Genomic DNA, 19,123 nt, shown 5'->3' with positions numbered 1-19,123 from the left:
TGATAAAAAGAAAAATAAAAGCAATTAGTCCAAAAATATTAAAGAAAACAATACTAAGTGCAGCTATCAACTTCTTTGTTTTGCTCATTGATTTTTCTTTCTTTTGTTAGTTTTTTCTATAATAGCAGATTCTTGTGAATTTGCATAGACCCAAGGAGAGGGCATACTAACGAAAAGAGGGCAATGTGAGAAAACGAAGCTTATTTCTACGAAGTAAAAGAAGTAGATAGTAATGAAAAAAGTCAAGAGAGTGGTTAAACATTTAATTTCTATTTATGAATTGTATGTTATAAAGGTTAAGTATAGATAGTTTATTAGATTATTACGATTGGTAGAGTAAGATTATGTTTAAATCAAAAGGTTTATGCTCGTTAACTATTCTGTTAATCAGATGTAAAAAGTAAGGTTATGAAAGGATTAGATCTTTAGTCAGAAAAGACAAAAAGAGGTTGGAGATTCCAACCTCTTTAGCTGTTTATCGTGTATTAGCGCATTGTTACAAACTCTTCAGATCCAGTAGGATGAATAGCAACAGTGGCATCAAAGTCAGACTTGGTTGCCCCCATCTTGATGGCAACGGCGAAGCCTTGAATCATTTCGTCCACACCGTAGCCAATTCCATGTAAACCGACGACTTTTTCATCCTTACCAGCTGTAATAAGCTTGAACTTGGCTTGTTGGCGATGCTGTGTTACTGCTGAATACATGGAAGTAAAGCTTGAAGTATAGATATAAATATTATCTGCTCCGTAAGTTTTGACTGCCTGCTCCTCTGTCAGCCCTACTGTCCCAATAGCAGGATGGGAGAAGACAACAGTTGGAATGTTTGAATAGTCCATCTTAGCGTCTTTTTTTCCATTAAAGAGGCGCTCAGCCAAAGTGCGACCGGCCTTGATGGCTACGGGCGTGAGTTCCTTTTCTCCTGTCACATCTCCTAAGGCATAAATACCTGGAACTAGAGTGTTTTGAAATTCATCAACAGCGATGAAGCCTCGTTCATTGAGAGTTACCCCAACTGCCTCTAGATTAAGATTTTGAACATTTGGTTTGCGACCAATTGCCCAGATAATATGCTGAGCGATATGGCTACTATCATCTTCAAAAGAGATTTTTAGCTGATCGTTTGCAAGCTTCTCTATTTTTTGCGGAATTTTATGAATATGAAGATTCAGTCCAGTTTTTCCCATTTCTTCCATTAAACCATCTATGATATAATCATCAAAATTGCGCAGTGGCCGATCTCGGCGGACAAAAAGGTCCGTCTTCACTCCCAAAGAATGGAGAACGCCAGCAAGTTCAACTGCAATATAGCCTGCTCCTATAATAGCTACAGAGTCTGGTAATTCTTCGCATTTAAAGACATCATCAGAAGTTTCACCATATTCGGCACCAGGAAGATTCGGAATAGAGGCGTGTGCTCCTGTAGCGATAAGGATATGCTTGGCATGAATTAGCTCGCCTCCGACTTCAACGGTATTCTTATCAATAAAACGAGCTCTGCCTTCAATCAATTCAACACCGTTGCGTTTAAAACTCCCATTATAGGAAGAGCGAGCTCGGTCAATGTAGGCTTCACGGTTTTTACGCAAAGTAGCAAAGTCAAACTTTTGATTATCAGAAGTGAAGCCGTAGTATGGACCGTATTGATGAACCGCTTCAGCGATTTGCGCTCCATACCACATGATTTTTTTGGGAACACAACCAACATTGACACAAGTACCACCCAATTTTTTTTCTTCGATAACTGCAACTTTGGCTCCGTATTCACCGGCTCGATTCATAGTAGCAATCCCTCCGCTACCTCCACCAATAGCAATCATATCAAATTCTTTCATTATCTTTTATGCTCCTTCTTTTCAGTATGAAGTAATTGTATCGTTTTTAATAAATGAATGCAAAAATCTGCTACGAGACAAAAAAATAACATTTCAGGAACAAAATAAGGCATTTCAGGAATTGAGATATCTAAAAAATTAGTTTCAGGTTATAATTATGTTATAATGAAAAAAATCAAACACTTTTAATAAAAAGGAGATTAAAATGAAGAAATTAAAAAAATGGCAGTTGGCTACTTTGATTATAATTCCTGTTGCCATTGTGCTAGGTGCAGTCCTATTGTTATTTTTAAATAATCAAAACGCCAAACAGGAAGCGATTGATTCTAAACCGCTTGTTCAAAAGGCGAAAGAAGGCTCTGTGGCTTCCTCAGTTCTTTTATCAGGACAAGTGTCCGCAAATAATGAGCAATATATCTATTTTGACTCTACTAAAGGAGATTTAGAAAATGTTCTGGTAAACGTCGGTGATCAAGTAGCGGTTGGTCAAGCATTGGTACAATACCGAAACACAGAAGCCCAAGCAAATTATGATTCTGCTGTTCGTGCTCTTAATAAAATTGATCGTCAAATTTATGAATTACGAACAAATGGAACTGTTACTACCCCAACTGCTGAAGGCGAAGAAGGTTCAGAAACAACTACACCAGCTCAAACACAGTCACTTGATTCTCAATTAAAAGATTTATATGACAATCGTGCAGATGCAGCTGATAAAGTAAATAGTTCCAAGCTATTACTTGATGCAACAACTGTATTGAGTACAGTTGAGGGAACTGTTGTAGAAGTAAATCGTGATGTTTCAAAATCTACGACGGGCTCTACTCAAACATTGGTACATATTGTTAATAATGGGAACCTTCAAGTAAAAGGTGAGTTGTCTGAATACAATTTAGCTCATTTATCTGTTGGTCAAGAAGTTACAATTACTTCAAAAGTATATCCAGATAAAACTTGGGCTGGAAAAATTAGTTATATCTCAAACTATCCTAAAGATGCTCAGCAAGCAAGTGCCAGTCCGACATCTGGTGGCGGTACTGGAGGTACAGGTGCAAAATACCCATTTACTATTGACTTTACAAGCGAAATTGGAGAATTGAAACAAGGATTCTCTATCAATATTGAGGTGAAAAACAATAGCAAAGCCATTCTTATTCCAGTAAGTAGTGTTGTCACAGAAGATGGCAAAAATTACGTTTGGAAAATAGATGAAAAAGGTAAAGCTAAGAAAGTAGAAGTCACTTTGGGAAATGCAGATGCTGAAAATCAAGAAGTTTCATCAGGTTTGACAAAAGATGACAAAGTGATTGTAAATCCAACTGCTGATTTGAAAGATGGGCAGGAGGTAAAAAACTATGAAGAAATTAATTGATTTACAGAACATCAACAAGAGTTATCGAAATGGAGATCAAGAGCTTCAAGTTTTAAAAGATATTAACCTTGAAGTGCAAGAAGGGGAATTTTTGGCTATCATGGGACCTTCTGGTTCGGGGAAGTCTACTTTGATGAATATCATTGGAATGCTTGATCGTCCCTCTAGTGGAACCTATCATTTGGATGGAACAGAAGTCGCTCAATTAGGAGAGAAAAAAGCTGCTAAAATTCGAAATAAGCAGATCGGATTTGTATTTCAACAATTCTTTCTCTTATCAAAGTTGAATGCTCTTCAGAATGTTGAATTACCTTTGATTTACGCTGGTGTCGCACAAGCAAAACGAAAAAAGTTAGCTGAGCAATACTTAGAGAAGGTCGAATTGGAAACACGGATGCACCATTTACCTTCCGAGTTATCAGGGGGGCAAAAACAACGTGTGGCTATTGCACGTGCTTTAGTTAACCGTCCATCTATCATTTTGGCAGATGAACCTACAGGAGCATTGGATACCAAAACGGGTGAGCAAATTATGGATTTGTTGACAGAGTTAAATAATGAAGGGAAGACGATCATTATGGTAACTCACGAACCAGAAATTGCAGCCTATGCGAAACGACAGATTGTTATTCGTGATGGTGTAATTTCATCTGACTCTAAACAGAAAGGAGATGCATAGATGCAAAATTGGAGATTTGCTATTAGCTCTATCATGGGGCATAAGATGCGCTCCTTCTTGACGATGATTGGGATTATTATTGGCGTGGCTTCTGTGGTTGTGATTATGGCCTTGGGAAATGGAATGCAACAAGGTGTTACAAAGAGCTTTACAAAAGATCAACAGTATGTTCAACTGAATTACTCCAATACAAAAAGTAACTATGTTGCAGGGATGAATATTCTAGACGTGCAAGCGGGAAATGGAGAGGATCAAGCTGTAGATAATGAAGACTACGAAGCACCACCGATCCTTCAAGAAGCATGGGCAAAAGAACTACTGAAAATTGATGGTGTAAAAGGCTACTATACAACAAATGGTGGACCATCCGCTACCTTCTCTTATTCAAATAAAAAGGCAGATGGCGTCTTTATCACCGGTGTAAGTCAGACTTTCTTTGAAATTAGAAAATATGAAATCTTAGCTGGTCGTACGCTATTACCGATTGACTATCAGCGTTTCTCAAATGTCATGATGATTGATGAAGCTCTGGCAGGTAAGCTTTTTGGCGGTAGCACTGAAGCCTTAAATAAGGTTGTGTCCGTAGGTGAAAGTAATTATCGTGTTATCGGTGTTTATAAGGATCCAAATGCAGGTCAAAGTATGAGTATGGGGTCCGGTAGTGCTTTAATGGCTAATACCCAGGTAGCTTCTGAATTTCATTCAGAAGAAATTTCAACTGTATATGTCTATGTTCCAGAAGTTAGCCGCATCAACGAAGTTGGTATAGAAGCAGCAAAGAAATTAACTCAATTATCAGGTGCTCGTAAAGGTGAATACCAGATCTTGAACATGGATAGTATACTGGAACAGTATAAGCAAATCACTGGTACAATGACAGGAGTAATTGGCGCGATTGCAGGTATCTCTCTTTTTGTTGGTGGAATTGGTGTCATGAATATCATGCTGGTATCTGTCACTGAACGCACACGTGAAATTGGTCTTAGAAAGGCATTAGGAGCAACTAGAGGAAACATCTTGACTCAGTTCTTGATTGAATCAATGGTTCTGACTCTGATTGGAGGACTCCTAGGTTTAGGGTTGGCATACGGGATCAATTCCCTGATTGCTGCAGTTGTGCCAGAGAATGTCTTTGGTGGGCCACCAATTGTATCCACTACAGCTGCGATTGGAAGTCTTGTCTTCTCGGCAATGGTTGGTGTAGTCTTTGGTATTTTACCAGCTAATAAAGCTTCTAAATTAGATCCAATCGAAGCTCTAAGATATGAATGATAAATGAAACAATAATAAAGAGAGTGGGACAGAAATCGGTAATTCGTTAGAATTCGATTTCGTCGTCCCACCTCCGCACAGTTGAGTAGGGCTGTAAAAGCTGATGAAATCAGCGTAGTAGAGCTCACTCAACCACTGCGTCTTGCTCGACAATCCAAAGACAATTGAGAGGCTAGGACTTTTGTCCCAAACTCTTTATTATGAGACAAAAAATACCGCTGGCAAACCAGTGGTATTTTTATAGATTTTATTTCATTGTTGGGAAAAGCAGGACATCTCGGATGGTAGTTACATCTGTTAGTAACATAACCAGACGGTCGATACCGATTCCCAAACCACCTGTTGGTGGCATACCGTATTCAAGCGCTTCAATATAATCATAGTCGATGCCAGTCGCTTCATCGTCACCAAGTTCTTTAGCTTTTGCCTGAGCCTCGAAACGTGATAACTGGTCGATTGGATCGTTCAACTCAGTAAAAGCATTACCGTATTCCTTGGTCATGATAAAGAGCTCAAAACGGTCAGTAAAGCGTGGGTCTTCAGGATTTTTCTTAGCCAGAGGTGACACTGCTACAGGGTGACCGTAAACAAAGGTTGGCTGAATCAAGGTTTCTTCCACAAATTCTTCAAAGAAGGCGTTGATGATTTGACCAACTTCAGTATAATGCCTTTCAACAGGTACATGTTTTTCATTGGCAAGGGCTACGGCTTCTTCGAAAGTCATATCTTGCCAGAAGTCAACACCAGTAATTTCCTTAATAGCATCCACCATGTGAACACGTTTAAACGGTTCATTGATTTTGATTTCAGTACCTTGATAGTTAACTGGGCCATCACCTTTAACTGATTTAGCAGCGTGTTGGATAATACCTTCCGTCAAGTCCATGATATCTTGGAAGTCAGCATAAGCTTGGTAAACTTCAATCATAGTAAATTCTGGATTATGAGTTGCATCCATTCCTTCGTTACGGAAGATACGGCCAATCTCATAGACGCGTTCCATACCACCAACAATCAGACGTTTGAGATGAAGTTCTAGAGCAATCCGAAGCACCATATCAATGTTTTGAGCATTGTGGTGAGTAATGAATGGACGAGCAGCAGCACCACCAGCTTCGTTGTGAAGGACAGGTGTTTCAACTTCTAGGAATCCTTGACCATCAAGGTAACGACGGATTTCAGAAATAATTTTTGAACGAGTGACAAAACGCTCAAAGCTTTCGCGATTTGAAATCAAATCCAAGTAGCGTTTACGGTAGATGGTTTCCACATCCGTTAGGCCATGAAATTTTTCAGGAAGAGGACGCAATGCTTTAGATAAATGTGTGATATGAGTGGCTTTGATAGACAATTCACCCATGTCAGTTCGCATTACTTCACCTTCAATGCCGAGAAAATCGCCTAGGTCAGCTTTTTTGAAAATTTCGTAATTTTCTTCTCCGACAGCATCTTTACGGACATAGATTTGGATTTGACCTTCACGGTCCTGGATATGAGCGAAGCCTGCTTTACCTTTGCCACGCTTTGTCATGAGGCGTCCTGCGATGGTAGCAGTTTCTGCTAAGTCATGCAATTCTTCTTTTGTTTTATCTGCATATTTTTCTTTTAGTTGGGCAGAGTCAGCAGTACGTTCAAATCGCTTTCCAAAAGGATCGATGCCTTGTTCTGCTAATGCGGCCATTTTTTCACGACGAATAATCTGCTGGTCATTTAATTCTTCAATATGTTCAGTAGTCATGTTTTCCTCCAAAAGTTCTCCAGTCTATTTTAACACAAAATCTATGGAAATTCATCTATATTTAATTTTTAGAAAACAAAAACTATGAATCTATGATTTCACAGTTTCTAGTTTTTCAAGATGATCTGTATTATTCCAATCAAGTAATGAAAAATGTTCAAAATCATTTGTTTCTAAAATAGTGACACTGCCGTTGCTTAGTCCACCGTTTTTTCGTAAACTTCCTACGTCGTAGCCTAAGAGAGTCCTGATGGAGGCTGTGAGATTTGCACCATGCCCTACGAATAAGATATTATTAGCTTTTAATTTTTTTAGAGATTTAATAAAATGAATAGTTCTTTGAGTGGTTTGGTAGACAGACTCGGCATCGAAAATACTATGATCAAACTTAGCTAAATTATGTCGAAAGGCTTCCATTTGGTGCGGATAAATAGCTGCAATAGTCGCCCATTTTGCTCCTTCTAATTTACCTAGTTTCCACTCTCGTAATTCTTCTGTTTGAATAATATTTTGCGGCTCATTGTTTTCTGAGTTGATAATTTCTGCCGTTTTAACAGCTCTCGGTAAATCGCTTGAATACATTCTATCAAATCGAGTATGAGCGAGATGCTTACCAAGCAGGTGCAACTCTTCCACAGCAGTAGGTAGCAAAGGCGAATCACCACCTGCTCCTTGAAAGCGCCCTTCTAAGTTCCATTGCGTTTTTCCATGTCGAATAAAGTATAATTTCATACTCCCTCTTTCTAGGATCCATTTTCTTGTAGATCTGCAAAGCTAGCATCAACAAAGGTGGCTAGATCTTTTGCATTTATTTGAACACTACGTCCGATTTCACCAGCGGATACAATAATATTTTCTCTCTCTAAGGCAGATTGATCAATGAAAATTGGGAAATGATGCTTTTGGCGAATGCCGACAGGATTGTTAGCACCATGAATATAGCCTGTTGTTTTTTCTAGATCCTTTAGCGGGATCATACTGACTTTTTTATTGCCAGAAATTTTTGCTAATTTTTTCTCTGAAAGATGCTCTGTAATAGGAAGGATTCCGATGATTGGACCAGTTTTATCGCCTGTTAGGGCAAGTGTCTTGTAGATTTGTGATCGTTCAAGTGAATGAGAGTCATTTTCATCTAGAGCATTAATGTGTAATCCGACATGATTGATTTTAGCCTTGGTAAGAATTTGTTCTACTAAGGTCTTTTTGGGTTTTGATTTTTTTGCCATTATTTATATTTCTCTTCTAATTGACTCATCCAAAGTCCAAGCCAAATACCTAGACCGAAGAAAAATGCAGCTAGAACAAATGTTATCATTGAAGTTCCAGTGTAACTGATACTTTCACTATTTCCTGCATTTGGAATCACAATCAGTACAGTACTTGATAGAACGATTCCAATGATGAAATGATAAACACGGGAATGAAAATTTTTAAGTGCATAATCCATTGCCTTTGAGAAAGCAATGAGAGTAAGAGCTCCCCCGATTGCAATCGGAAGAAATGTCCCAACAATATCCAGAGATTTAAAACCTGTCAACATCGGGCTGTATAAACCTAAAATCAATAATAAATTGGAAGGGCTAAGTCCTGGTACAAGAATGCCCAAAGCAATTAAAGCCCCTGCTAGTATAAAGGTTATGAAGTTAGCAGGTAGTGTCCCAATGATGCTATTTAGGAAATAAAGTAGAAGGCCAGAGAGTATAAAAGTAACCCAGAAGAAAATAATATCAACTCTATCACGTTCAGATTCGCGCTCGGACTCTTTAATTAAGCTAGGAATTGTTCCGATAATAGCACCTGCAAACCCCCAAAGAACAATGATTTTATAATGTTCTAATAGGTACTCAACAGGAAGTGAGAAGAGAGCGATACCTAAGATCATTCCAACGCCAACTGGGAGAAAATAGAAGACATTATCCTTGAAGTTTTCTCTGATATGAGCAAGAAAGCGAATCATTCTCTCATAAATACCTAAAATAGCAGCTAGAACTCCGCCAGAAACACCAGGTAAAATAAATCCTAGTGCGATAATTATTCCTTTAAAAAGTCTTGTTATCCAAGAAAACATTCTAATCTCCTTAACAACTTCAATGTAGATAATTATAACATATTTTACAGTTAGTGAGAATTTCTAACTGATGATCAAAAATCATTTGCTCTAATTAGATAGATATAAAAAAATCAAGCAAAAGCTTGATTTCAGATTATGGTTGTCCAAATAATTTTGCATGCGTCTTTTCACGGTCTTTCAAAGTAGAAATTTGATTCAAATCTAGTGGATGCGAAAAACCGGTTAAAGATCCTTGAGAAGTATATTGATGTAAATCATAGTCTATCTCTGTTTTTGGAGCTGCGTTATAGTAGCCATTGTCCGTACCATAAGTAGGAATCCAAACAGCAGTAAACTTCTTAGTATCGATACTATGTTCTTCCATGAAGTATGTACCTACGTAGATGCCAATGTTTGTTACCCCTAATGATGATAATTTAGAGCGGAAAGCCTCAACGCCTTCGTTCATATCGGACATGGTTTTCTCTTCAACATCTAACCAATAATAAGTAGGATTATACTTAGAAGCGGCGTTGTAAAAACTTTCGGCTTCTTTTTCCATTTCTTTTGTTGAAGAAGCGGCGACATAGGCATAGACAGCAACAGGAATATTACGTTTTTGAAATTCCTTAATGTGAGTCTTATATGCCTTATCTAGTCCATTCGAATAGGTAGCAGCATTTTCTTTTTTTGTATAGGAACCACTCTGAATGCGCACGATGACACCAGAGATGTTTTTGGCTAATCGATCATAATCAATCTCACTTGGAAGTTGCCAGCCTGATAAGTCAATAATCGGCTTTGTTAAGTCTAATTTTTCCGAGGAGCTTGAAGAAGATGACTGGGCCACTTTAGCTTTTTCTCGTTGTCCATTTGCATTCGTAATCTGTCTACTAATCAATATTAGTGAAATAAAACAGATGAAGAAAGTGAAAACAACGACTGGTTTTATCTTCTTTCTCATACTTTTTTATTTTAACCTAAAATAAATAAAAAAGCAAAAAAATCTTTAAAAGATTCTATTTTAAAAGAAAAGAGCTCAATAAACTTTATCTAGACATCTGACTATCTTTTGTAATAAGTTTGAAAAAATACAAACAATGAACTCATATATAGAAATTTAGTGACATTCCTTTTAATGAATGTACAATGAAGAAAATAGTTTTTCAAGTGTGTATGAGACAGTGGATGCTTATATTACCGAAAGTAAGGAAAGGAGTAGTGCTGTGGGGAACCCAGATATGTATAAATAAAGGAGTTCAATTTTGTTTTTTACCTTCATTGCTCACCGCCTATCTCCAAATTTTGGTTTGTTTATGCTCAAAACGTATCATATGTGGAAGATAGGTATAGCTTTTTTTTCGCTTTAAAAAATGATATAATGTACAATGAAATTTTAGAAATTTAGGTGAAGTATGAAAATTGATAAACGGCACCTATTAAACTATTCCATCCTCATTCCGTACTTAATTTTATCAGTACTTGGTTTGATTGTAGTCTACTCAACAACAAGTTTTAGCTTGGTTCAGGCGGGATTAAATTCTTTTCGATCCGTTCTGACTCAGGGAGGATTTTGGATTTTAAGTTTAATAGCTATTGCTTTTATTTATAAAATGAAGATTGAGGTATTTAAAAACCAAAGACTCTTATTTTTCATTATAGTAATAGAAGTGATATTATTACTTTTATCTCGATTTGTAACACGTGCAGTCAATGGGGCTCACGGCTGGCTGTTTATCGGAGGGGTCAGTATTCAGCCTGCAGAATATTTAAAAATATTACTTATTTGGTTTTTAGCACAACGTTTTTCAAATAGACAAGAAGATATTGAATTATACGATTATCAAGCGCTGACTTTTAATCATTGGCTACCAAAAACATTAAATGATTGGCGGACCGTGACAGCTATTTTGATAGGTATCGTAGTGATTATGCCTGATTTAGGAAATGCTACTATATTAGCCTTGACTGTTTTAATCATGGTTTCTGTTAGTGGTATAGGCCATCGTTGGTTTTCAGCACTTTTAGGATTACTTGTAGGCGCCTCTACATTGATCTTAAGTAGTATCTGGCTGATTGGTGTAGATAAGGTTTCACATGTGCCATTATTTGGATATGTAGCAAAACGTTTTAGTGCTTTCTTTAATCCTTTCAATGACCTTTCAGGCGCTGGACACCAACTAGCTAATTCTTACTATGCAATGGTTAATGGTGGTTGGTTTGGTCTCGGCTTGGGAAATTCTATTGAAAAACGTGGCTACTTACCTGAAGCACAGACAGACTTTGTATTTTCTATTGTGATTGAAGAGTTAGGATTCATAGGCGCTAGTTTAATATTGGCCTTACTTTTCTTCCTGATATTGCGAATCATTTTGGTAGGAATTAGAGCGCGTGATCCTTTTAACTCCATGATGGCTTTAGGAGTTGGAGGTATGTTGCTCATGCAGACGTTTATCAATATTGGAGGGATTTCAGGATTGATTCCATCGACTGGAGTAACTTTTCCTTTCTTGTCTCAAGGTGGAAACAGCCTACTTGTTTTATCGGTTGGAATTGCCATTGTTCTAAATATTGATGCCAATGAAAAGCGTCATAATATTAACCGAGTCATAGAAGAATCTATGTAAATAACGATTGAAAGTAGATTTTGTTCTGAAATAGAAAGGTACAGATATGTCATTTAACAAATTAGAGAGCTATAGCAATAAAGAGGTTATCAGAGAAGAAGTGACGATTCTTACAGATTTACTCTCTGATATTACACGCAATTTGCTCAGTCAAGAGACCTTTGAGAAAATTTTTACGATGACAGATTTAGCGATTCAGTCTGACTATCAAGGGTTGAAAACCATTGTAAAAGGATTGACGACAGATGAAATGGTCTATATTTCTCGCTATTTTTCTATCTTACCGCTCCTGATTAATATTTCAGAAGATGTGGACTTGGCATATGAAATTAATCACCAAAATAATATCAACCAAGATTATCTTGGGAAATTGTCTACAACGATTGATTTGATTTCCACACATGAAAATGCAGAAGAGATACTAGAAAATCTTAATGTTGTCCCTGTTTTAACAGCACATCCCACTCAGGTTCAACGTAAGAGTATGTTAGATTTGACCAACCATATTCATAATTTGCTACGCCAGCACCGTGATGTCAAAGCTGGCTTAGTCAATGAAGATAAGTGGTATAAAAATCTACGCCGCTATATTGAAATCATGATGCAGACGGATATGATTCGAGAGAAGAAGCTGAAGGTAACAAATGAGATAACAAACGTGATGGAATATTACCAAAGCTCTTTCCTTCAGGCTGTAACAAACTTTATGGTAGAGTATAAACGCCTAACAGAAGAGCGTGGTCTGCATTTGAAAAATCCAACCCCGATTACAATGGGAATGTGGATTGGAGGAGACCGAGATGGCAATCCTTATGTAACTGCGGAGACCCTAAGGACATCTGCTATGGTTCAAAGTGAAGTTATCTTGAATTACTACATAGATAAAGTCTACACTTTATACCGTAATTTCTCCCTTTCGACGAATCTTTCAGAAACAAGCCAAGCCTTGGCAGAACTTGCTGCATTATCCAATGATACGTCAGAATACCGTGAAAATGAGCCGTATCGTCGAGCATTTCATTATATTCAATCCAAGTTAGTTCAAACTTTGCTCCATCTCAAAGAGGGAGACTTTTCTGGAAAAACATCAAACCATATTGATGCACTGAAGAATCATTTGGGACAACGAGCATCTGTCAAAGTAAGTAACAATGGAAAAGAGGTCATTCCACATTACATTGAGTCTCGTATCAATGATACCTTGGTCGAATTACAAAAAGAGCAAGCTCCGTTTTATCAAACTGCGAAGGAGTTTAAAGATGATTTGCTTGTCATCAAAGAGTCGTTGTTAGAAAATAATGGAGAAGCACTTGTTACTGGAGATCTGACGGAGCTGCTTCAAGCGATAGATGTATTTGGTTTTTATTTGGCAAGTATTGATATGCGCCAGGATTCTAGCGTACACGAAGCATGTGTGGCAGAATTACTAGCATCAGCAAATATTGTATCAAACTATAGTGAGTTATCAGAAGATGAGAAATGCAGAGTTTTATTACATCAATTATCAGAGGATCCTCGTATCTTATCTGCAACGCATGTTCAAAAATCTGACTTACTCGAGAAAGAATTGGCTATCTTCCAGACAGCTCGTGAATTAAAAGATATCTTAGGAGAAGATGTGATTAAGCAAAACATCATTTCGCATTCTACTAGTGTATCGGATTTGTTGGAATTGGCCATTATGCTGAAAGAAGTAGGTTTGGTTGATCAAGAGAGTGCTCGTGTACAAATTGTCCCTCTATTTGAAACCATTGAAGACTTAGATAATTCATGTGATACAATGAAGAAATATCTTTCTCATCCATTGGCTCGAAAGTGGATTGCTTCTAAAAATAACTATCAAGAGATTATGCTGGGTTATTCTGATAGTAATAAAGATGGTGGCTATTTATCATCATGTTGGACTCTTTATAAAGTACAAAAACAATTAACGTCTATCGGGGATCAGAACGGTGTAAAAATCACTTTCTTCCATGGAAGAGGCGGAACAGTTGGTCGAGGTGGAGGACCGACTTATGACGCTATTACATCTCAACCTTTGGGTAGTATCAATGATCGTATTCGTCTGACAGAACAGGGTGAGGTCATCGGTAACAAATACGGGAATAAAGATGCCGCTTATTATAACTTGGAGATGTTGGTTTCGGCAGCTATTGATCGCATGATTTCTCGCAAAGAAAGTGATACAAATACTTCAAATCGATATGAAAATATCATGGATCAGGTTGTGAATCGTAGTTATGAAATATATCGTGATTTGGTTTTTGGAGATGAACGTTTTTATGACTATTTCTTTGAATCCAGCCCTATAAAAGCTATTTCCAGCTTTAACATAGGATCGCGTCCAGCAGCTCGTAAAACGATTACTGAGATTAGTGGGTTACGAGCGATTCCTTGGGTCTTTTCATGGTCTCAAAGTCGAGTGATGTTTCCTGGATGGTACGGTGTTGGCTCCAGTTTCAAGGAGTTTATCGATCAAGATCCGGAAAATAATTTGAAGATTCTACATAAAATGTATAAAAAATGGCCATTTTTCAAGTCTCTTTTATCCAATGTTGATATGGTTTTGTCCAAATCGAATATGAATATTGCTTTTGAATATGCACAATTGTGCGAAAATGAAGAGATTCAAGATGTCTTCAATACCATACTAGATGAGTGGCAGTTAACCAAAAATATTATCTTAGCGATTGAAGGCTATGATGAGCTGTTGGCAGAAAATAGTTATTTGAAAGATAGTTTGAATTACCGTATGCCATATTTTAATGTTCTGAACTATATTCAACTTGAACTTATTAAGCGTCAAAAGCGTGGTGAATTGACTCCAGATCAGGAAAAACTAATCCATATTACGATCAATGGAATTGCAACTGGTTTGAGAAATTCAGGCTAAAAATGAATAAAGAAAGAAAATCGGAAAATTTTTCCGATTTTTTTGTAACCAATAACCTGTTGAATTCGTTATACTAGTGGAGAAAGATGCTAGCGATGTCTCAACTCATTAGAACTAAATGGACTAGACTTAAAGACCGGCCTGAAACATGATATTTATCTAGTCCCTTTTAGACCATTTAATGAGCGTTCTCTAAATCCATAAGAAAATATAAAGGAGCTTTACTAGATGAAACTGAAAGCGAAAATAATAGTGGGTATGCTTAGTTTAGCTACTCTAGGAACGCTAAGTTATTTTACCGAAAAACAAAGAATGATTTCTGCTAAAGAGCAAGTGGTTGTGGCAACTCAGAAAGAAGAGGTTAAAGAAAGACCGAAAAAGCTGAATTATACTGTTGAAAAATTCCTGCAGCAATACAAGGATAAGCCACAAGAAGAAATTGATCAATTTTTTGAGGGCTTTGGCGATAAGAATCGAATTGTAGCAATAGAAGAGTCTGGTGATTTAGAAGGTACGGTTGATTATGGCTTCCTATCATCGCTAATAGAAGAAACGGATGATTTAGAGCTAAACAGTGAAAAATCTACGACATATGGTGAATTAAAAATGGCATTACAAGAGGAAAGAGCCAAGCGGCATTAGGAATTAGTAAACAAGTCACTGTAAAATAGTTATTTATCTATCACTGCTTAGTTTGTTTTTTTACATCATTTTGCTGTTAGCTGGAAAACTTGCTTTTATCCCCAATGAAAGGAGATGATCTTATTAAACTAGATGATTATGAAAAGATTTTAATCGGATTCGCGCGTGAAATTGTCTCCTACTTGCAGAAGTCGGGAGCCTCAAAAGCAGAAGCAGAAGATGTAGTGCAGGATGTTTTTGTCAAAATGTTGGAGTCTGATTTCATCATTCCGGCTGAAAAGATGAAGTCCTGGATGTATCAAGCTTCGATTCGGCGTTACATCGATCGTTATAGGCGGGGCAAGCGTTATTGGGAAATTTTACAGCAAGATTTTTTTCCAGAAAAAATGAATCATCTATTTGCTAACGAGGATTACGAACTATTATATTCAGCCATTCAAGAATTATCAGAAAAGGATGCTCTTTTATTGGAACTATATTATTTTCAAGGTTTTACGATAAAAGAAATTGCTCAGATAACGGCTTTTAGTATTAGCAAAGTAAAAATTCAGCTGATGCGCAGTCGGACAACATTGCGTTCTGTTTTAGAAAAGAAAGGATTAAAAAATGGAGACATTTGAAATACTAGCCCGAAAGAGTAGAAAAAGGTTAATGAGGCGAGTCATTATCTGGTCAATAGCTGTTGTGTTGTCTGCTGTTGGGATTTATACAGGGACGAGATTGGTTTTAGACAAGATGACGAATAGTCATCTAACAGAAATTATGAACTACTATGATAATAGGTCACAAATTGCTTATCCAAATCTTTATTTTAACAACACGATTCAAGCAACAAATGATTTTTCTAATTTATATCAATTAAGTCGGTTTAAAGATATTCATGGTGTTCCTGCATCTTATGATTCAATAACAGCTTCAGCAGGTCCCACTTTTTCAAAAATTGACCATATGGCTGATGTTGTAAGCATGACAGGTGATAGAACGATTGGCTATAATCTGAAACAGCATATGAAAGTCCCTTTGTTTTTTAATACTAAAAATAAAGATAAGGCAGATGGTTTAGCGACACGAGCTCAGGAATTACCCTTAGTCAAGAAAATGACGGGTCAGTTGGTGGAAGTAGCACTTTCTTTTGATAAACCATATTCATATGATGAGTTGCAGTCTATGTTACCAGCAAATCTTAAGCAAAATTGGTTTTGGCTGGGAAGTTATTCAGAATATGATACATCTAAATTAGATATTAGCAATATCTTTGGAATCAAAATGCAAAAGAATGATATTCGTCATAGTTTTAATAATTTTCGATTGAAACTGACAGCTTCTCTCAATGATAAACAGGGTATCTCTAGTATATTAACCTCAAAAGGAGAAATTTATAATACTAAGAAAGAACTAGCTTATTTAGATAAGAGTTTTAAACGGGTTGAGGACTGCAAATTTTTAGGCATTATCCTAACTGGTAAGGCAGAGGATTTTGCCCAATTAGAAGGAAAAGAATGGATTTATGCCTCTAGCATTGGAGCTTCTATTCCAAATCAACCTTACTATCAGTTAGATAGGGAATAATTCACAAAAAATGTGTAAAAGGCTTGCATTTTCACTAGAATTTGATAAAATAGTAAGGAAAGTTAGACTGTATTGCCTACTGTCTATCTATAAAATATATTTTATTGGAGGCTTTTACTCAAATGGCAAAAGAAAAATACGATCGTAGTAAACCACACGTTAACATTGGTACTATCGGACACGTTGACCACGGTAAAACTACTTTGACAGCAGCTATCACAACTGTATTGGCACGTCGCTTGCCTTCATCAGTTAACCAACCTAAAGACTATGCGTCTATCGATGCTGCTCCAGAAGAACGCGAACGCGGTATCACAATCAACACTGCACACGTTGAGTACGAAACTGAAAAACGCCACTATGCTCACATCGACGCTCCAGGACACGCGGACTACGTTAAAAACATGATCACTGGTGCCGCTCAAATGGACGGAGCTATCCTTGTAGTAGCTTCAACTGATGGTCCTATGCCACAAACTCGTGAGCACATCCTTCTTTCTCGCCAAGTTGGTGTTAAACACTTGATCGTGTTTATGAACAAAGTTGACTTGGTTGACGACGAAGAATTGCTTGAATTGGTTGAAATGGAAATCCGTGACCTCTTGTCAGAATACGACTTCCCAGGTGACGATCTTCCAGTTATCCAAGGTTCAGCTCTTAAAGCTCTTGAAGGTGACTCTAAATACGAAGATATCATCATGGACTTGATGAACACTGTTGATGAGTACATTCCAGAACCAGAACGCGACACTGACAAACCATTGCTTCTTCCAGTCGAAGACGTATTCTCAATCACTGGACGTGGTACAGTTGCTTCAGGACGTATCGACCGTGGTATCGTTAAAGTCAACGACGAAATCGAAATCGTTGGTATCAAAGAAGAAATCCAAAAAGCAGTTGTTACTGGTGTTGAAATGTTCCGTAAACAGCTTGACGAAGGTCTTGCAGGGGACAACGTAGGTGTGCTTCTCCGTGGTATCCAACGTGATGAAATCGAACGTGGACAAGTTATTGCTAAACCAGGTTCAATCAACCCACACACTAAATTCAAAGGTGAAGTTTATATCCTTACAAAAGAAGAAGGTGGACGTCACACTCCATTCTTCAACAACTACCGTCCTCAATTCTACTTCCGTACAACTGACGTTACAGGTTCAATCGAACTTCCAGCAGGTACTGAAATGGTAATGCCTGGTGATAACGTAACTATCGAAGTTGAATTGATCCACCCAATCGCCGTTGAACAAGGTACTACTTTCTCTATCCGTGAAGGTGGACGTACTGTTGGTTCAGGTATGGTTACAGAAATCGAAGCTTAATTCAATTAAGTTCCCAGATTAACAATTTAAGTCAGACACGAAACCCGCTTTTGCGGGTTTTTTTATGCTTCGTTTTGAGGTGAATAAAGCTGTAAGTTACTATTATCTTATCTTCTTGGTGATGAGAATAGAATTGAAAAACCTGTAAAGGATAAGAGTTTGAAATGGACTAAAAAAGTAATATGAACAGACGAATTTTCTCAAATGAAGAAATCGTTATTGTTTACGAACAAATTTTTATTTAATATTTCAATTTGATGAAATCTAGTGAACTTTCTTTATTTATTCAATGAACTGTGATACAATGGAACATGAAAATAAATAATAGAAGAGGTATGTGAAATGTCACGTAAACCATTTATCGCTGGTAACTGGAAAATGAATAAAAATCCACAAGAGGCTCAAGCTTTTGTGGAAGCTTTAGCAGGTAAATTGCCATCTTCAGACCTTGTTGAGGCAGGTATTGCAGCTCCTGCAGTTGATTTGACAACTGTTCTTGTTGCTGCTAAAGGATCAAACCTTAAAGTTGCAGCTCAAAACTGCTATTTTGAGAATGCAGGTGCCTTCACTGGTGAAACTTCTCCAAAAGTATTGTCAGAAATGGGTGTTAACTATGTTGTTATTGGTCACTCAGAACGTCGTGATTACTTCCATGAAACTGACGAAGACATCAACAAAAAAGCAAAAGCAATCTTTGCAAATGGTATGCTTCCAATTATCTGCTGTGGTGAATCACTTGAGACTTATGAAGCGGGTAAAGCTGCTGAATTTGTAGGTGCTCAGGTATCAGCAGCGCTTGCTGGATTGACAGCTGAACAAGTTGCTTCAACTGTTATTGCATACGAGCCAATCTGGGCTATCGGTACTGGTAAATCTGCTTCCCAAGATGATGCACAAAAGATGTGTAAAGTAGTTCGTGACGTTGTAGCTGCAGACTTTGGTCAAGAAGTGGCTGATAAAGTTCGCGTCCAATACGGCGGTTCTGTAAAACCTGAAAACGTTGCAGAGTATATGGCTTGTCCAGACGTTGATGGTGCACTTGTTGGAGGTGCGTCACTTGAAGCTGAAAGCTTCCTTGCACTTCTTGACTTTGTAAAATAATTATTTTGAATAAATTAGCTTGTTGC

16 protein-coding genes are annotated in these 19,123 nt (G+C 37.4%); 10 read left to right on the top strand and 6 right to left on the bottom strand.

Annotation, left to right across the window (positions count from 1 at the left end):
• Window positions 1-485 precede the first annotated feature (485 nt).
• On the bottom strand, window positions 486-1,835 hold the full coding sequence (gene gorA, locus HMPREF9182_RS02560) for a glutathione-disulfide reductase (protein WP_009443834.1): 1,350 nt from the start codon (window positions 1,833-1,835) through the stop codon (window positions 486-488).
• A gap of 205 nt (window positions 1,836-2,040) precedes the next feature.
• Here gorA and HMPREF9182_RS02555 point away from each other — a divergent pair, with 205 nt between their 5' ends.
• From HMPREF9182_RS02555 to HMPREF9182_RS02545, 3 genes are read left to right on the top strand one after another with little or no spacing between them, the layout of a single operon-like run.
• A complete protein-coding gene (locus tag HMPREF9182_RS02555; RefSeq protein ID WP_009755052.1) occupies window positions 2,041-3,207 on the top strand; it encodes an efflux RND transporter periplasmic adaptor subunit in 1,167 nt (388 codons plus the stop codon).
• On the top strand, window positions 3,191-3,886 hold the full coding sequence (locus HMPREF9182_RS02550; protein ID WP_009443649.1) for an ABC transporter ATP-binding protein: 696 nt from the start codon (window positions 3,191-3,193) through the stop codon (window positions 3,884-3,886). Before HMPREF9182_RS02555 ends, HMPREF9182_RS02550 begins: the two co-directional genes overlap by 17 nt.
• The gene (locus HMPREF9182_RS02545) at window positions 3,887-5,158 is read left to right on the top strand and encodes an ABC transporter permease (protein WP_009443416.1); all 1,272 of its coding nucleotides are present in this window, start codon (window positions 3,887-3,889) and stop codon (window positions 5,156-5,158) included.
• Between the two features lie 247 nt (window positions 5,159-5,405).
• Here HMPREF9182_RS02545 and lysS read toward each other — a convergent pair whose 3' ends face one another.
• From lysS to HMPREF9182_RS02520, 5 genes are all read right to left on the bottom strand, one after another.
• Entirely contained in the window at window positions 5,406-6,896 is a 1,491-nt protein-coding gene (gene lysS, locus HMPREF9182_RS02540; protein WP_009754437.1) for a lysine--tRNA ligase, read from the bottom strand.
• 90 nt (window positions 6,897-6,986) lie between these two features.
• Window positions 6,987-7,628, bottom strand: a complete 642-nt coding sequence (locus tag HMPREF9182_RS02535) for a histidine phosphatase family protein (protein WP_009443204.1) — start codon at window positions 7,626-7,628, stop codon at window positions 6,987-6,989.
• An 11-nt stretch (window positions 7,629-7,639) separates the two neighbouring features.
• Window positions 7,640-8,122, bottom strand: coding sequence for an aminoacyl-tRNA deacylase (locus tag HMPREF9182_RS02530; protein ID WP_009754232.1), 483 nt, complete (start codon window positions 8,120-8,122; stop codon window positions 7,640-7,642).
• Window positions 8,122-8,964 carry a DUF368 domain-containing protein gene (locus HMPREF9182_RS02525; protein WP_009443427.1) on the bottom strand — a complete coding sequence of 281 codons (843 nt, stop codon included), beginning with the start codon at window positions 8,962-8,964 and terminating at the stop codon, window positions 8,122-8,124. The genes HMPREF9182_RS02530 and HMPREF9182_RS02525 overlap by 1 nt, the downstream gene beginning before the upstream one ends.
• 136 nt (window positions 8,965-9,100) lie before the next feature.
• A complete protein-coding gene (locus HMPREF9182_RS02520; protein ID WP_009443606.1) occupies window positions 9,101-9,910 on the bottom strand; it encodes a glycoside hydrolase family 25 protein in 810 nt (269 codons plus the stop codon).
• A 451-nt stretch (window positions 9,911-10,361) separates the two neighbouring features.
• Here HMPREF9182_RS02520 and ftsW point away from each other — a divergent pair, with 451 nt between their 5' ends.
• From ftsW to tpiA, 7 genes are all read left to right on the top strand, one after another.
• Entirely contained in the window at window positions 10,362-11,573 is a 1,212-nt protein-coding gene (ftsW, locus tag HMPREF9182_RS02515) for a cell division peptidoglycan polymerase FtsW (protein ID WP_009443080.1), read from the top strand.
• Between the two features lie 46 nt (window positions 11,574-11,619).
• Entirely contained in the window at window positions 11,620-14,466 is a 2,847-nt protein-coding gene (ppc, locus tag HMPREF9182_RS02510) for a phosphoenolpyruvate carboxylase (protein WP_009754429.1), read from the top strand.
• Between the two features lie 228 nt (window positions 14,467-14,694).
• Window positions 14,695-15,108, top strand: coding sequence for a hypothetical protein (locus HMPREF9182_RS02505; RefSeq protein ID WP_009443363.1), 414 nt, complete (start codon window positions 14,695-14,697; stop codon window positions 15,106-15,108).
• A 104-nt stretch (window positions 15,109-15,212) separates the two neighbouring features.
• On the top strand, window positions 15,213-15,728 hold the full coding sequence (locus HMPREF9182_RS02500) for an RNA polymerase sigma factor (RefSeq protein ID WP_009754583.1): 516 nt from the start codon (window positions 15,213-15,215) through the stop codon (window positions 15,726-15,728).
• A 31-nt stretch (window positions 15,729-15,759) separates the two neighbouring features.
• A complete protein-coding gene (locus HMPREF9182_RS02495; protein WP_009443590.1) occupies window positions 15,760-16,677 on the top strand; it encodes an anti sigma factor C-terminal domain-containing protein in 918 nt (305 codons plus the stop codon).
• Window positions 16,678-16,799: 122 nt separating this feature from the next.
• Window positions 16,800-17,996, top strand: coding sequence for an elongation factor Tu (tuf, locus tag HMPREF9182_RS02490; protein WP_009754926.1), 1,197 nt, complete (start codon window positions 16,800-16,802; stop codon window positions 17,994-17,996).
• 342 nt (window positions 17,997-18,338) lie between these two features.
• Window positions 18,339-19,097, top strand: a complete 759-nt coding sequence (gene tpiA / locus HMPREF9182_RS02485; protein WP_009443927.1) for a triose-phosphate isomerase — start codon at window positions 18,339-18,341, stop codon at window positions 19,095-19,097.
• Window positions 19,098-19,123: the final 26 nt, after the last annotated feature.

Origin of the sequence: Streptococcus sp. oral taxon 056 str. F0418, from assembly GCF_000220065.1 — a bacterium.
Taxonomy (GTDB): domain Bacteria; phylum Bacillota; class Bacilli; order Lactobacillales; family Streptococcaceae; genus Streptococcus.
This window is presented reverse-complemented; position numbering and strand designations above follow the sequence as displayed.